Source organism: Mycobacterium colombiense, from assembly GCF_001665835.1.
GTDB classification, from domain to species: Bacteria; Actinomycetota; Actinomycetes; order Mycobacteriales; family Mycobacteriaceae; genus Mycobacterium; species Mycobacterium colombiense_A.
Genome location: NZ_LZSX01000025.1, coordinates 116256 through 131450, shown reverse-complemented (window position 1 = coordinate 131450; position 15195 = coordinate 116256). Strand labels below are relative to the sequence as shown.

Here is a 15195-nt window from a genome sequence, read left to right as displayed (position 1 = left end):
CCCCATCAGCCGGGCCCCGGTTCCTGCTGGAGCTTCGGGTTCGGCCGACACAGCGCGGCGTGGGTGTTCGGTGCGCCGTGATCACCCCTTGACCAGCGTGAACTGCCCCAACTCGCTGATTCCCCGCGCGAAGAAGTCGCTGCAGCCCCGCAGATACTTCATGTACCGCTCGTAGATCTCCTCGGAGGTTGCGGCGACCGCGGCGTCGTGGTGGGCTTCCAGTGCCGAGGCCCACAGGTCGAGAGTGCGGACGTAGTGCTCGCTCAGGAGTTCCTTCTGCTCGACCGTGAACCCGGCGTCCTGCGACAGGTTGATGATGTCCTCATCGCACGGGATCGACCCGCCCGGGAAGATCTCCTTGGCGATGAACCGCATGAACCGCAGGTCGGTCATCGTGATAGGAATGCCCATTTCTGGCCAGCGCTTCAGCGGGTGTCCGAGGATCGCCTGCAACACCATCCGCCCGCCGCTGGGCAACATTCTGCTGCACGCCTTGAAGAACGGCGCGTATCGCTCCTGGGGAAACGCCTCGATGGCCTCGAGGCTGACGATTCGGTCAACGGATTCGTCGAACTGCTCCCAGCCCCGCAGCAAGACGCGACGCGAGCGCTCGGAGTCCAGCCCATCGAGCAACTTCTGAGCGAACTTGCACTGATTCTTGGACAGCGTCAGGCCGACGACGTTGACGTCATACTTCTCGACTGCACGCTTTATCGCCGAGCCCCACCCGCATCCGACGTCGAGCAGCGTCATGCCGGGTTTCAGGTCCAGCTTGCCCAATGACAAATCAATCTTCGCGAGCTGTGCGTCCTCCAGCGACATGTCGTCGCGGGCGAAGTACGCGCAGCTGTAGGTGCGGGACGGGTCCTGGAAGGTTCCGAAGAAATCGTCGGACAGGTCGTAGTGCGCCTGGACCTCTTCGAAGTGCGGCTCCATCGCCGTCGCTGATTCTGTCTCGTCCGCCATACTCACAACCGTCGCCACGTTGCTCCGCGATTGCTTTGCATGCGCAATAACGCTACTCCATCGGCACCAACCATGCCCACGCAAATGAATTGGCAGACGTCGGTATAGTTCTTGCGAAATAGATCTGCGCATTAGTCAGGTATTCCTGGAAACGCTCCTAGATCTCCTCGACGTGATCGCAATGGTCTCGTCCTTATTTCTCGAGATTGTCGATCCACTTGTCCAAGGTGCTTGTGTAGCGGGGCTGTAGGTGCTGCTCGCGCAATCTCATTCGGCGGTGGCTTTAAGTAGACCTGCTCGGCAATAGCGAATTCTGTTGTGTACGAGCGTAATAACGCGGCGCTGCCGAGAGGTTGATGGTGGCGGCCAGAGATGGTTACGTGCCGGCGATGTTGCGGCCGCGTCGCGGAATGCCAGTATCGCCGCGCGTACCTGTTTGCAGCGGGCTTTTAGCTGCTCACGACACACGGGGGGGCGGGGCCATCACCGATCGTGACCGTGTCGTGCAACCTCGCGCCGAGGTATGTCGCGCCGCCATGCCCTAATCGGCCCGGGGCCTGGTTGACCGCAATGTGTGCGCTGCGTGCAAGATGGGCGTATGGGGAATGGGTGGGGTCTTCGCGAGCGGCGTCGCCGTCAGACCAGCGGGGAAATCCGGGATGCCGCAGTGCGTTTGGTGTTGGAACGCGGGTTCGATGAGGTGACTATCGAGGAAGTCTGTGTCGAGGCGGGGGTTTCGACGCGCACCTTTTTCAATTATTTTCCCAGCAAGGAGTCCGCGATCGCTTACGGGCCCTCTGATATCCCCGCTGATCTGGCCGCCGACTTTGTAGCGCGTGGCCCCGGGCTGCATTGCGCGGTGCTGGAGGAGTTGATCGCGTTGGCGGCCGGCCATCTTCGTGGCATGGCGCCAAGACGCGAACGGGTCGCCGGCATGCTGGAACTCGCTAAATCTACGCCAGCGGTGTTGGCGGCGTTCCTCGCCGATTTGGAGCGGTTTCAGATGCAGTTGACCGAGATCGTTGCCCGACGCCAAGGGATGCGGTGCGACGATGAGATGCCGGCCTTGATTTCCGCGCTGGCGTCGGCGGCGGTGCGTTTGGGCTTTGAGCGTTGGGCCGGGGGTGAGCCCATTAATGGCGCCGAGGACACGCCGATGCCCTACGTCGAGCATGCGGCCGCACTGGTTAAGAGCATCTACGCGAAGACGGCCTAAGAGTTATCTAGGTCACGCATAGTTGCACAGTCTGCAAAGTGTGCAGTGTATGTATTAGGCTTAGGCGCGGGCACTCGACGCTTGTTGCCGTTACGAAATTGGTTGCAAGGAAGTATGTCTCACGGACCGGGTGCGCCTCAGGGCGTTACCCCCGCCCGCAGGCCATCACCACTTTGCGTGGTAGGGAGCAGCAGGAAGGAATGCACGCGGGTGCAGATTTCGAAAGTGGTGCGCAGCGCGTGGTTGCCGCTACTGATCGTGCTGGTCGTGGTGGTCGGCGGCTTTGCCGTGGTTCGGGTCAAGTCGTTCTTCGGCGCTCACGACACCGGTGTCATGACGAGCCCTCGGCTGGATGATTCCAAGCCATTCAAGCCCAAGGTCGTCAAGTACGAGGTCTTCGGCTCGGCCAGTCAGGCCAATGTGAACTACTTGGACCTGTCCGCCGACCCGAGGCGGGTCGACGGTGCGCCACTGCCGTGGACCCTGGTGCTCAGCACGACGGCCCCCTCGGTCTTTCCGAACCTCTCGGCGCAAAGTGACGGCGACTCCCTCGGCTGTCGCATCACCATCGATGACGAAGTCAAGGACCAGAACGTAACCCACGGCGTGCACGCCCTGACCTTCTGTTTGGTGAAATCCGCATGAGCACAACCGTCGACGAGGTCCGCACCGACCAGTTCTTGGCTGCCAACGAGCCGGTGCGTGAGAAGATCCCGCGTTTGATCCGCACGTTCGCCGTACCCATCATCCTTGGCTGGATCGCGATCATCGCGGTGCTCAACATCGTGGTCCCGCAGCTGGACGCTGTGGGGAAGATGCGCTCGGTGTCATTGAGTCCAGATGATGCGCAATCAGTCGTCGCGGCAAAGCGCGTCGGTGAGGTTTTCCACGAGTACAAGTCCAACAGCTCAGCCATGATCGTTTTGGAGGGGCAAAAGCCGCTGGGTGCTGATGCCCATGCCTACTACGACCAGGTCGTCAAAAAGCTCGGCGCCGACACCAAACATGTTGAACACGTTCAGGATATGTGGAGCGATCCGCTCACCGGGGCGGGTGTGCAAAGCAACGACGGCAAAGCCGCCTACGTCCAAGTCTATTTGGCTGGTAATCAGGGCGAAACCCTGGCCAACGAATCAGTCGAAGCCGTGCAAAACATCGTCGAAAGTGTGCCCACACCCGCCGGGGTGAAGGCCTACGTCACCGGGTCTGCAGCAATGTCGGCCGATCAAAACATCGCCGGCGACCGCAGTCTGCAATTAATCACGAGCGTCACGTTCCTGGTGATCATCGGCATGCTGTTGGCGGTCTACCGGTCGATCATCACGGTGCTGCTCACTCTGCTGATGGTGGTGCTTGAGCTGGCCGCCGCACGCGGCATGGTCGCTTTCCTGGGCTACTACCAACTCATCAAGCTCTCCACGTTTGCCACGAACTTGCTGGTGACGCTGGCGATCGCGGCCGCCACCGACTATGCGATCTTTTTGATCGGCCGATATCAGGAAGCCCGGGCTATGGGGGAGTCCCGAGAAGACGCGTACTACACGATGTACAAGGGCACCGCCCATGTGGTGCTCGGGTCTGGCATGACCATCGCCGGTGCAACCTTTTGCCTGCACTTCACCAACCTGCCGTATTTCCAGACACTGGGTATCCCGTTGGCCATCGGCATGGTGGTCGTGGTGGCGGCGGCATTGACGCTCGGCCCCGCCGTTGTTTCGGTGGCATCGCGTTTCGGTAAGACCCTCGAACCCAGGCGGTCGCAACGGATTCGCGGGTGGCGCAAGATCGGCGCCCTGGTCGTCCGGTGGCCCGCCCCGATCCTGGTGATGGCGATCGCACTGGCACTGGTCGGCTTGCTGACGCTGCCGGGCTACCGGACCAACTACAACGACCGCCACTATTTGCCCGCGGACCTGCCGGCGAACGAGGGTTACGCGGCCGCGGACCGGCACTTCTCGCAGGCGCGGATGAACCCCGAGATGCTGATGATCGAAAGCGATCACGACCTGCGAAACTCCGCGGACTTTCTGGTGATCGACAAAATCGCCAAGACCGTCTTCCGGGTGCCGGGAATCGCCCGCGTGCAGGCGATTACCCGCCCGCAGGGCACGCCGATCGAGCACACCTCGATCCCGTTCCAGATCAGCATGCAGGGCGTCACCCAGCAGATGAACCAGAAGTACCAAGCAGACCAGATGGCCGACATGCTGCACCAGGCCGACATGATGCAGACGACCATCGACAGCATGGAAAAGATGTCCAGCATCACCGCTCAAATGGCCAACGACATGCATGTGATGGTCAAGAAGATGCACGACATGACCATCGACATCAACGAATTACGCGACCACATGGCCGATTTTGAGGACTTCTTCCGACCCATGCGTAGCTATTTCTACTGGGAAAAGCACTGCTATGACATCCCGGTGTGCTGGTCGCTTCGCTCGGTCTTCGACGCCCTCGACGGCATCGACACGATGACCGACGACATCGAGAGCCTGCTGCCGATCATGGATCACCTCGATACCCTGATGCCCCAGATGGTGGCGCTGATGCCGTCGATGATCGAGAACATGAAGGCCATGAAAACGACGATGCTGACCATGTATTCGACCCAGAAGGGTCTGCAGGATCAGCAGAATGAGGCGCAGAAGAACTCCAGCGCCATGGGCAAGGCCTTCGACGCCTCCAAGAACGACGACTCGTTCTACCTGCCCCCCGAGACGTTCAACAATGCCGAGTTCAAGCGGGGCATGAAGAACTTCATCTCCCCTGACGGGCATGCCGTGCGCTTCATCATCAGCCACGACGGCGATCCGATGTCACAAGAAGGCATTTCGCACATCGACGCGATCAAGAAGGCCGCCTACGAAGCGCTGAAGGGCACGCCGCTGGAGGGCTCGAAGATCTACCTCGCGGGCACCGCCGCCACGTTCAAAGACATGCAAGACGGCGCCAACTACGACCTGTTGATCGCCGGAATCTCCTCACTGTGCCTGATTTTCATCATCATGTTGCTCATCACCCGAGGCGTGGTGGCGTCGGCGGTCATCGTGGGTACCGTCTTGCTCTCACTCGGCGCATCGTTCGGCCTCTCGGTACTGATCTGGCAGCACCTGATCGGCATCGAGTTGCACTGGATGGTGCTGGCAATGTCCGTGATCATCCTGTTGGCCGTCGGCGCCGACTACAACCTGCTGCTGGTATCGCGCTTCAAAGAGGAGATCCACGCCGGCCTGAACACCGGCATCATCCGAGCGATGGGCGGAACCGGCTCGGTCGTCACCTCAGCTGGGCTGGTGTTCGCCTTCACCATGATGACGATGGCGGTCAGCGAGCTCACGGTCATCGGCCAAGTCGGCACCACCATCGGACTGGGTCTGCTGTTCGACACCCTGATTATCCGGTCGCTCATGACGCCATCGATCGCCGCGCTGCTGGGCAAGTGGTTCTGGTGGCCACAACGAGTGCGGCAACGCCCGGTCCCCTCGGCCTGGCCGACGCCGGCCAAATCCGCCACCAACGCCTGACCGCGACGAGACTGTCCAATGCAGTGGGCCACCCGCCCTGGTTGCCCTGGTCTCCTTAGAGTTTAGATCCGGTGCGGTTCAATGGTGTTCGCACGATCTGTCCCCTCTGCCCGGCGGCTTTGCCCAGCGCGAACGCTGTCTCAGGACGCCCGACGTAATCGTCGGACGTCGTGTTCGGCGCAACCCACGCGGTCGGCGGCCTCAGTGACCGATAACGCCGGGTTGAGAAGGATCTGCAACTCCTCAGCAGTGAATGTTGGTTCGACGTCCCAGGGCGCCTCATCCCACCCGGTTTCACTGAAGCCGGAAAAAAGTTCATCGCACATAACTGTCCTCACGAAAAATGGAGTAGGAGCAAAGATTTCGATAGCCGCATCAAGGCCTCAGTCCCGGTTCGTAGGCTGCGTCGCCCTGCCGGAATGACCGCTTGGAGCGATAGTACCGACGCACGAGGTGGCGTGCACGGCATGTGTGGCCACCTCGCAGCGCGCCGGCCACGTGCCGGAGCACCGTTTCGCAGGGCGGGGCCTGGGAAAGAAGTCACACTGACGAAACCACCCGTGAGGGCGGAATTCTCATCTTCGTGGACATCGAAATGGCGGATCAGCCATGAAGATGAGAATCTGATAAGCGGCTCTAGGTATTAGCAGCCTGACGGTGTGCTAGTCCCGTGCCAGGGCGCCTGCGGCTTCTTTTTGGAGGTCGATGAAGGCTTCTTTGCTGGTGTCGACCGCGACGCCTTGAATCGTTCCGCCGGTGAAGGTTCCTGGGGTGCGGTATTGCTGGGAGACGCTGTCACCGCTGTCGAAGCCGACGCACAGCCCGTCGCCGGCGAGGGTGAACTTGCCTATCTGTGCCCGCATCGGGCCTTTGGTGACCGCTTTGTCGTCGACGTAAAGAGTTGTAGTGCCGATGGATTCGCCATTTTTGCCGGAGCTTTCGCGGGTGAACTCCATGCCGAGCGAATGCTTACCGGGCGTGAGTCGCTCGGAGACGAAGTCCTGCTCGGGCTTGATGCCGAGGAAGTTGTAGACGTAGTGCAGCTTGCCGTCCTTGATGAACAACGCGTGTCCGCCGAAGCGTGAGCCATGCGCGAAGATCACCCCTTGGGCGTGGTTCGTGATATCGACGTTGGCAATGATCTTGTAGGACCGGCCGCGGATGTTGACCGCCACGCCTTCAGGTACGGGCGACGTGTCGGGGTAGTACAGATAACGATTTCGCGGTGGTTCGAACTGCGGTCGCTGGATGGTGATCATTTCGGTCGCCGAGCGGTCATCCAGCGGTAGGACGTAGTTGTCTCTGGCTTCCTCGTTCCACGCGTTGATCAACTCGTTGAGCTTGTCGGGGTGCTGATCGGCGACGTTCTTCGACTCGGAGCGGTCTTCGTCAACGTGGAAGAGTTCCCACCTGTCCTGATCGAAATGACCCTTTCCGCCCAGCGGAGCATGCAGTGAGGACGCCTTCCACCCATCCGCCCAGATTCCGCGAGTACCCAGCATGGCGTAGTACTGCCGTTTTTTGGTGGTGGGCGCGTTGGCGTCGTCGAAGCTGTACCGCATCGACACACCGTTGAGTGGATACTGCTTGACGCCGTGATGTTCCTCCGGCATCTTGACGCCGGCCACGTCCAAGATGGTCGGCACGATGTCGGTGACGTGGTGATACTGATGGCGGATTTGCCGTTTTGCCTTGATGCCCTTGGGCCAGTGGATCACCAGTGGGTCACAGGTGCCGCCGGAGAACTGGGAGTAACGCTTGAACATCTGGAACGGTGTGGAGAACGCGACCGCCCAACCCGTCGGGTAGTGGTTGTAGGTGTCGGGGGTGCCGAGCTTTTCCAGATATTGCATATTCTCGGCCAGATCGTCGGGATAGCCGTTGAAGAACTTGTTTTCGTTCACCGACCCGTTCGGCGAGCCTTCGCCGGATGCGCCGTTGTCCGCACAGTAGAAGATGATGGTGTTGTCCAACTGTCCGGTCTGCTCCAAGTAGTCGATGATCCGTCCGACCTGAGCGTCGGTGTACTCGGAGAACCCCGCAAAGACCTCGGCCATCCGCGAGAAGAGTCGCTTTTCGTCGGGGTTGAGCGAATTCCACGGCCGCACCGAATCGGCTTCCACCGCAACGTCTGTGGGCAATGGGTTGATCGGCGTCAGCTGGGTGCCCTTGGGCATGATGCCCTTGTCAATCATCCGGCCGAGAACCCACTCGCGATATGCCTCGTAGCCGTCGTCGAATTGCCCTTTGTACTTGGCGGCGTATTCGGTGGGGCTGTGGTGCGGCGCGTGGTTGGCGCCGGGGCAGAACCACATGTACCAGGGCTTGGATGGATTGCTGGACCGCTGGTCGCGCAACATCCGGAGGGCCTGATCGGCGAGGTCTTTCGACAGGTGATAGCCGTCTTGGGGGCTGTAGGGCTGCTCGATGAATTTGTTGTCCTCGGCCAGATCCGGGTACCACTGGTTGGTCTCACCGCCGAGGAACCCATAGAACCGGTCGAAACCTTTCTGCAGCGGCCACTCGGATTTACTGCCGCCGCTGGAGACGTCCTCCTCGGGCACATTGTGGTCTTTGCCCACCCAGAAGGTGCTGTAGCCGTTGTCTTGGAGCACCTGGCCGATGGTTGCGCACTGGGAAGGGAGGCGGGCGGCGGCACCGGGGAATCCGTCGGACCCTTCGGTGATCGAGGCGAAGCGATTCACATGGTGGTTGCGGCCGGTCAACAAGCATGACCGAGTGGGCGAGCACAACGCGGTGGTGTGCCACTGCGTGTATGTCAGCCCATTATCAGCCAGGCGCTGCATGGTCGGCATGTCGATGCGTCCCCCGTATGGTGACCACGACGCCATCCCGGTGTCGTCGAACAGCACCACCAAAACATTGGGTGCATCGTCGGGGGCGTGCTTGAGTTCGAATGGGCCCCAGTCGGGTTTGGAGTCGCGAACGTCGAGTTCAATCTTGCCGTTGAAGCCCTCGTTGATCCCGGTCCCGTAGCTCGGGGGTCCCTCGGCGCCTTGATTCCCGCTATGCGAACCGTGACACCCCGCGACCACCGCAGAAGCGCCGGCGCTGCCCACCCCTAAAGCCGCGAGGCCGCCCAGCATGTGGCGGCGCCGTACCTTTGGGTGAATGTTGTCGTGATCGGAGTCGGATTCAACGGGTGCGGGCTGCGTCTCGTCGAAGAATTCCATGCCTACGCATTATTCGACACCTGCCGGACGATATCCAGCGATTGCAAGGACCGCGACGAGTTGAACTACTATCCCGGCACGTCCGACTTTCGGAGGGAGTGGCGCCCCAACATCCGGAACCGATCGTTGAAAATCCGTGCCGAGATCTTCTGCACCGGCGACGCGACGTCGGGAGTGTTGGCGCAACGCAGCAGGTTCGGCGGATACTCGGCCGATAACCATGAAGGAGAACGATGCCTGGAATAGCTGCGCTCACATTGGGGGCGGCCCCCATCGCCGGCGGAGCGTTGCTCGGGATCGCCGCAGGCGGCCTGAAGGGACCGGACTACCGCAGCCTGATCAAGCAGGATCTTGACCTCCTGGAAAGGATTCCGCAGGAGCAGGCGGACCGACGCGAAAGACTGCAGCAAAGCATCAACGACCGTATCGACGACATGATTGCAGCAAATGAGACGAGCCGTGCCCTACGCGAGGCGGCCTTCTCTTATCGCGGAAACTGGCGCGACAGTCTGGTTTTCATCTGCGCCGTGTTATTCACGATCGTCTGGTGGAACGTCAGCCACGACCGAGCGAACTGGCTGCTGATGTTCATCGTCATGGTTCTGCTTTCCGTCGTGTCCGCCATTTACGCGGCACGCGGCCTGCTACGCACGATGCAGAGGCTGCTGCGCGCCCGGCGCCGCGGTGAGGCAGGGCGGTAGCCGGATCGTAAAATATTGACCCTTTGCGGTTCCTGCAAAATTGATCCACCTGTCTTGGGGTGCCGTCGGTCGGTAAGGCGGGCGGTGGCTTCCCGATGAGGTCGGCGGGGCGCGATACTGGTCGATGGCCCCGAAGGGAGTCGACGATGAGCGACGAAACCGGCGAAATGGAAGAGGTCCCGCTTGGACTGGCCACGCTGCGTGGCGATGAGATGATGCAGACCCCCATCGGGGGCATCCGATTGATTGACAACTATTTCGACGACGAGGCGTCGCAGCGGTTGTTCGACGAGATGGACTACCAGCGCGCCCGCCAGGCATACATCTGGGCCATGCCGCTGGTGAGCATCACCGCATGGCGTAACAACCAGGGCAACGCCTTCGGGGTGGAGGACGAGACTGACTTCGTGGTCCTGGAATCGCTGACGGAGAAACGGGGCATCGTCACCGGCAACTTGACGACGCCCTACATCTTCAACTTCATCAGCCTTGAGGACGGTCCCCTGCAGATCACCTACCCGCCCGGCAAGACCGCTGGCGGGGTGTTGGACTTTTGGCAGCGCCCGGTCTTCGATCTCGGGTTGACCGGACCGGACAACGGTGGCGGCGCCACCTACATCGTTGTCGGTCCCGACAACGATTGACCCAATATCAGCGCGCCGGGGTGAACGTCTTCCAGAGCGCGACGAACAACATCTTCATCGGTTTGCGCATCCTAGACACCACGCCGGGCTACTTCGACCAGTTCGCCTCGGCCTACATGATGGCACGGTTGGACGGCCGGCAGGGTACCTGCCGCTTCATCACGGGCAAGGACGTCGAATGGAGCGCCACCGCGCCACGCGGGCTGGATTACTGGAAGCTGTTGTCGGACATCGTCAACGAGGAGCCGGTACGACCGGTCGATAAGGCGTGGATGGCGATGCTGCTGCCGCTGGGCATCGAGAAGGGTAAGCGGTTCGACCCGGATGAGCGCCAGCAGTCCGTCCTGCTCAAGGGCGCGGCGATGGGTGAGCTGATGAACCGGAACTTGCAGGTCAATCCGCGCTTCGCCGAGGCCTATTGGCCGGGGACATCCTGGTACAAGAGCTTCGATTTCCACATTGCGCAGGAGACCGACACCCACATCGAATTGGACGAGCGCGCGACGTGGTTTTACGAGGCCGTAACCAGCACCCAGGGCATGGTCAATCCCACACCGGGCGCCGGGCAGGTCGACATGACCACCAAGCGCGACAGCAACGTTTGCGGGGTGTAATTCCTGGAATGCACCGTGCTACTTCTGGATTGGAACATAATGCGTGCATGGCCGCAAACATGTCCAGGCAGGGGGATGGCCGATCAAGCCATCAGCGGGCCGCCGAAACCTGGAACGGCGCCCACCGGGATCAATGCGAATGCGATGACGAGAAGAATGAACAGCCGCAGGGTTTTTGGTGTGGGGGCTTGTTCGATCTCCGGTCGACGTGCGGCGAAGAGAATGAACACGATGGCGATATCGAACGCGACGATCGTCAGCCAGCGGGTCCAGTCGTAGCCGGTGAGGAAAACCGGTGCGACCAACAGCAGGCCGGCGGCAACCCAGGTCATCCGACCCTGCAACGCCTCGACGAACGCACGCAGCGGTACGCCGGAAAGCTCGCCGAGTCCCCACAGCGTCACCGCGACGGCAGCGGCACCGAAAATCAACGAGACCGTGAGGCCGAGTGCTCCGATATGGCCGACGGTGCGGATGGCAGCCACGATTCCGTTGTCGTAGTTCGGCATCACGTTGCGGCACACCCAGTCGTGATAGTCCGTCTGACTGGACCGTCCATCGATCACGAAGCGCAGCAGCGTCTCCGGTGACGTCACCGTCGCGAAGGGGTTGGGCATCAGGTGATGCGGCACGGCCGCGCACAGGCGAGAGGCGATGTCGTGACGACCGAAGACCGCCACCACGGCCGTGCTGATGACCCCCGGTGTGACAGCCACGAGTGCGCCAAGGCGCCGAGAGGAGTCCAGCGCACCGCCGAGGACGATGATCGCCAGCACCGCGCCCAAAGCGAACTGCAGCCCTATCGCCTCGTGCATCAGCGTCAGCACCGCGATCGCGGCGCCGTAGGCCGCGCACCAACCGGTCGCCACCGCACGAGAACGTGTGAACACCAACGCCGAGCTGAGCAGCGCCAGGGCCGCCCCGCCGAACAGGTCGGGGCGGGCCGAGAACGCCGCGAACGGAACACCGAAGGGCAGCAACGGAATCACCATCGCAACCAACAGCCGGCGCTCAGATCGATAGCGGCTGAAGAGCACCACACCCGCGACCGTGGCCAGGGCGCACAGGTAGACTGCGGTCGACAGCCAGCGCAGACCGAGTGTGGCCCCGAAGTAGTGTCCCGGGACCAACCGAACCAGTTCACCGGCGAGCCCGCGGCGGACGAAACCGTGCGTGTAGTCGGCGGCGTAATACGACATCCAGTACACGTCGAGCGGAACGACCTTGATCGCGCACCACAGCACGAGTGCGGTCCACGCCGCGATCGCGGCGCCGATACCCACAAGGCGCTTCCGGGCACGCGGATCCGCCTTAACGCCCAGGTCCACCATCAGTTCCGGCCCTCGTAAACGGTGGTGGCGGACAGCTGCAGGTCGGCCAGCGCGGCACACGCGAGCTCGCGCGTGGCCGTCGTGTTGCCGGCGCCGCTCTGGTACGCAACGACGGTGAGAAACCGGCTGCCGTTGACAGTGCCTGTGCCGCAGAATAATTGGCCCTGGGCCTGCTCGATGCGGGCCTGGGTGATGCCCTGCTCGGCCAGCCGCATGGAGACCTCGGTCGCATCCGCGCCATCTATGCGGCCGACGGCGCTGTCAAGGCTCCCGAGGTTGGAACACCCCACCGGAAGCTGGCCGGACGACATGGCGATGCCTTCGGCGCGCCGCACCAGCCAGCGTGGCGTGAAAGGAATGAGTGGCAGTCCGGCGAGCATTTCGTTGGGCTCTTGCTCCAGGGCCGTCAGCGATCTCTTGACGTCGGCGCGCACGGCGCTCAAGTCGTCGGCCACCGCGGCCCCGTCGACGGTCAGGGTGATCGAGCTCAGCGCGTTCGCGCGGTCGTCGTCGGGGGTGCGGTCGCTGACCGGAAGCACCACCGTCACGGAGTTTCCGCCGGGCAGCACCCTGCCCATCCGGTGAGCCAGGCGAGTGGCGAACGCGACGAAAAGTGCGTTGCCGCTTCCGTTGAGGGAACGCGCTCGCGCCTCCCACGCCTCGGCGTCGGTTTGGATCGTCACCGACGGCGAGGTGTTCGGGTCGTCGTCAATCGGCACGGGCCCCGGGGGCCGCTGCGCTTGTGAACGACCCCGCTGATCGGACGAGACCCTGAGCAAAATCAGCAGGGTAGCGATGAGCGCGCGGATCGCCGCCGGCAGGGCACGAAGGGCATCGACCAGGTCGTCCAACACCGCGCGCCCCCGGCCGCGTGAATGCGGCCGCGCATAGCCAAGATTGCGTCGTTCTCCCTTGACCGCTTCGGCGACGGCCAATACCAGCCCGAGGCCGTCGACCACGCAGTGCGATGCCACCAGCGTGACCGCGGCACCGCCGTCGTCCAACGGCAGAACGCCGAGATGATACGTCGGGCCGTGCTCGGGATCGACGCCCACCCGGGCGCGTCGTTCGAGCCAGGCACCAATCTCACCACGCGGTCGTGGTGGCTCCCATGCGATGTCGGGCGAGCGGCTGTCGAGCACCCAGCGATGACGCCCGAACGGGAGCGGCGAACGCTCGATCCGGCGTCCGAGCAAGCCGGCACCGAGATTGTCGTTGAAGGCCCGCAATTCATCTAGGTTCACGTCGCGGTCGTAGATCCACGTGGATTGCACGGTGCTGCCCTGACCGGTGGCGCGCAGCCGTAGGAACGCGGCCTGGTCAAGCAGGGCCAGCCTCGCCACTAGCACCCTGCCTCGGCCGCAGCCCGATACCCGCGCACCGCCACCGGAGCGAACACCGCGACCAGCAGGCCGCCCCACAGGCCGGCCTGCCACAGCGGCGACAGCACCGGACCGCCCTCCGCGAGCGCGCGCATCACCTCGATCGTCGGAGAGATGGGCGAAAATCGCACCACCGGTTGCAGCCAGCCCGGAAACACCTCGGCGGGTGCTACACCGGTGTTCAGGAACAGCAGCACTACGCACCCCGCACCCAGCCAGGTCACCATCGCCTTACCGTCCGCACGGGCAGCAATGGCGATGACCAATGTCGCCATGCCGGCCGAAACCGCCACGGGCATCAGGACGAAAGCCAGCATTGCGATCCAGCCGTAGTTGAATCGCAGACCCAGGGCGATCCCGAAGACAGTGAGCACAATGGCGGACGTGATGGTTCGGGCGGCCTCGGCGACCAGTCGCCCCGCGACGGTGCTCGCCCGATGAACCGGCTGCACCCACAGTCTGGTCAGCACACCGGACTCACGTTCGGACGGCAAAGCCAGACCGGTGCCGAGCGTTCCGAACACCGCGCCGACCACCGCGCACATCGGGACCAGCCCGTACAGGCTGTCGTGTCCGGTGGCGGCCAGGACGGATTTGCCGACCAGCAGTTTGTAGATGATGAGGAGAAAGGTCGGAAACAACAGCGCTTGCACCGCGACAATCGGGTCGCGCCGCCAGCGGCGCAGCAGCCGTCCCGCCTCCGAGGCGCTTTGACTGACAAAGGCGGTCAGCGATGTATTGCACGGAATCTTTTGCCGTGCAACGTCACTAACAACCACCTGGGTCTGATCTGTGGACGCATCGCGCGCCGGCAACTCGTCTTGACCTGCCTTGCGGACGATCAGAGGTGCGCCCGAACTCCCAGCGCTGACGCGTCGCTGCATCCGCACCGCGAGAACGCCGAAAAGTGCGAGCAAGCCAAGGCACCACGTCAATGTCACCGTCAGATCCCGGCCGGTGATGTGACCGGTGGCAAGGGCGCGGAGCGTCTCGGTGACCTGAGATATCGGTTGGTTGCGAATGAACGGTCCGAGCCATGCCGGAAACGATTCCGCCGGAGCGATGCCGGTGGACAACAAGACCAGGACCAGTTGGGGGAGAAGCAGCAATTGGCTCGACGATTCGACGGTGCCGACCCGGGAACCCAGTGCATCCGCACCGAGACAGACCGCCATCGCGAACGCCACCGCGATGATCACGAACAGAACCGTGTCACCCGGGCCACCTTCCATCCGGAAGTCGAACAACCACCCGACCGCGATGGCCGCGATCAACGCGATGATCGCGCGTGCCAGGCAATAGAGCATCCGCGCGCCCAGCGGCACCGCTGCGGACACCGGCAGGGTGCGAAGCCGGGAACCGAAGCCGGACAACCGGTCTCGTGCAGCACGGTCGGCCGTGGTCATGGCCCCGAACAGCATCGCCTGCACGATGACCACCGGAACGACGTACTGCGGATAGCGCATCGGACCGGTGTGAATGAGGCCGCCGAGTACCAGGGTGAACCCCAGGAAACAGCCCACCGGTGCCAGCGCCGCGAAAAGCAGGTCGGCGTCGCGCCGAGAGGCTGACACCGTTCGCAGGGTGAGTGCCACCAGGGCACTCATACCGAGACCT

The 15195-nt window shown here is 62.6% G+C and carries 12 protein-coding genes; 6 read left to right on the top strand and 6 right to left on the bottom strand.

Annotation, left to right across the window (positions count from 1 at the left end):
* Positions 1–81 precede the first annotated feature (81 nt).
* A complete protein-coding gene (locus tag A5760_RS05020; protein ID WP_082279339.1) occupies positions 82–966 on the bottom strand; it encodes a cyclopropane mycolic acid synthase family methyltransferase in 885 nt (294 codons plus the stop codon).
* A 598-nt stretch (positions 967–1564) separates the two neighbouring features.
* On the opposite strand from A5760_RS05020, the gene A5760_RS05015 reads away from it, so the two are divergent.
* The 3 genes from A5760_RS05015 (at position 1565) to A5760_RS05005 (ending at position 5712) form a co-directional block, all read left to right on the top strand.
* Positions 1565–2182, top strand: a complete 618-nt coding sequence (locus A5760_RS05015) for a TetR/AcrR family transcriptional regulator (protein ID WP_064878257.1) — start codon at positions 1565–1567, stop codon at positions 2180–2182.
* A 210-nt stretch (positions 2183–2392) separates the two neighbouring features.
* Positions 2393–2827: an MmpS family transport accessory protein gene (locus A5760_RS05010; RefSeq protein WP_269198627.1), complete on the top strand. Its 435-nt coding sequence runs from the start codon at positions 2393–2395 to the stop codon at positions 2825–2827.
* Positions 2824–5712, top strand: coding sequence for an RND family transporter (locus A5760_RS05005; RefSeq protein ID WP_064878255.1), 2889 nt, complete (start codon positions 2824–2826; stop codon positions 5710–5712). Before A5760_RS05010 ends, A5760_RS05005 begins: the two co-directional genes overlap by 4 nt.
* A gap of 140 nt (positions 5713–5852) precedes the next feature.
* Here the strand turns inward: A5760_RS05005 and A5760_RS25985 are convergent, their stop codons facing one another.
* Both A5760_RS25985 and A5760_RS05000 read right to left on the bottom strand, forming a co-directional pair.
* Positions 5853–6038 (bottom strand): hypothetical protein, encoded by a 186-nt coding sequence (locus A5760_RS25985; protein WP_082279338.1) that lies wholly within the window; start codon positions 6036–6038, stop codon positions 5853–5855.
* Between the two features lie 336 nt (positions 6039–6374).
* Positions 6375–8819 carry an arylsulfatase gene (locus tag A5760_RS05000; RefSeq protein ID WP_196771994.1) on the bottom strand — a complete coding sequence of 815 codons (2445 nt, stop codon included), beginning with the start codon at positions 8817–8819 and terminating at the stop codon, positions 6375–6377.
* 320 nt (positions 8820–9139) lie between these two features.
* On the opposite strand from A5760_RS05000, the gene A5760_RS04995 reads away from it, so the two are divergent.
* From A5760_RS04995 to A5760_RS26935, 3 genes are all read left to right on the top strand, one after another.
* On the top strand, positions 9140–9607 hold the full coding sequence (locus tag A5760_RS04995) for a hypothetical protein (RefSeq protein WP_064878251.1): 468 nt from the start codon (positions 9140–9142) through the stop codon (positions 9605–9607).
* A 146-nt stretch (positions 9608–9753) separates the two neighbouring features.
* Complete coding sequence (locus A5760_RS26940) at positions 9754–10251, top strand: DUF1254 domain-containing protein (protein ID WP_064878249.1); 498 nt, start codon at positions 9754–9756, stop codon at positions 10249–10251.
* Positions 10248–10865 carry a hypothetical protein gene (locus A5760_RS26935; protein ID WP_196771991.1) on the top strand — a complete coding sequence of 206 codons (618 nt, stop codon included), beginning with the start codon at positions 10248–10250 and terminating at the stop codon, positions 10863–10865. The genes A5760_RS26940 and A5760_RS26935 overlap by 4 nt, the downstream gene beginning before the upstream one ends.
* 83 nt (positions 10866–10948) lie before the next feature.
* Here A5760_RS26935 and A5760_RS04980 read toward each other — a convergent pair whose 3' ends face one another.
* The 3 genes from A5760_RS04980 to A5760_RS04970 are packed head-to-tail and all read right to left on the bottom strand — an operon-like array spanning position 10949 to position 15185.
* Positions 10949–12196, bottom strand: a complete 1248-nt coding sequence (locus tag A5760_RS04980; protein WP_064878245.1) for a hypothetical protein — start codon at positions 12194–12196, stop codon at positions 10949–10951.
* Entirely contained in the window at positions 12196–13539 is a 1344-nt protein-coding gene (locus tag A5760_RS04975; RefSeq protein WP_064878243.1) for a hypothetical protein, read from the bottom strand. The genes A5760_RS04980 and A5760_RS04975 overlap by 1 nt, the downstream gene beginning before the upstream one ends.
* Positions 13539–15185, bottom strand: a complete 1647-nt coding sequence (locus A5760_RS04970; RefSeq protein ID WP_064878241.1) for an ABC transporter permease — start codon at positions 15183–15185, stop codon at positions 13539–13541. Before A5760_RS04970 ends, A5760_RS04975 begins: the two co-directional genes overlap by 1 nt.
* Positions 15186–15195 lie beyond the last annotated feature (10 nt).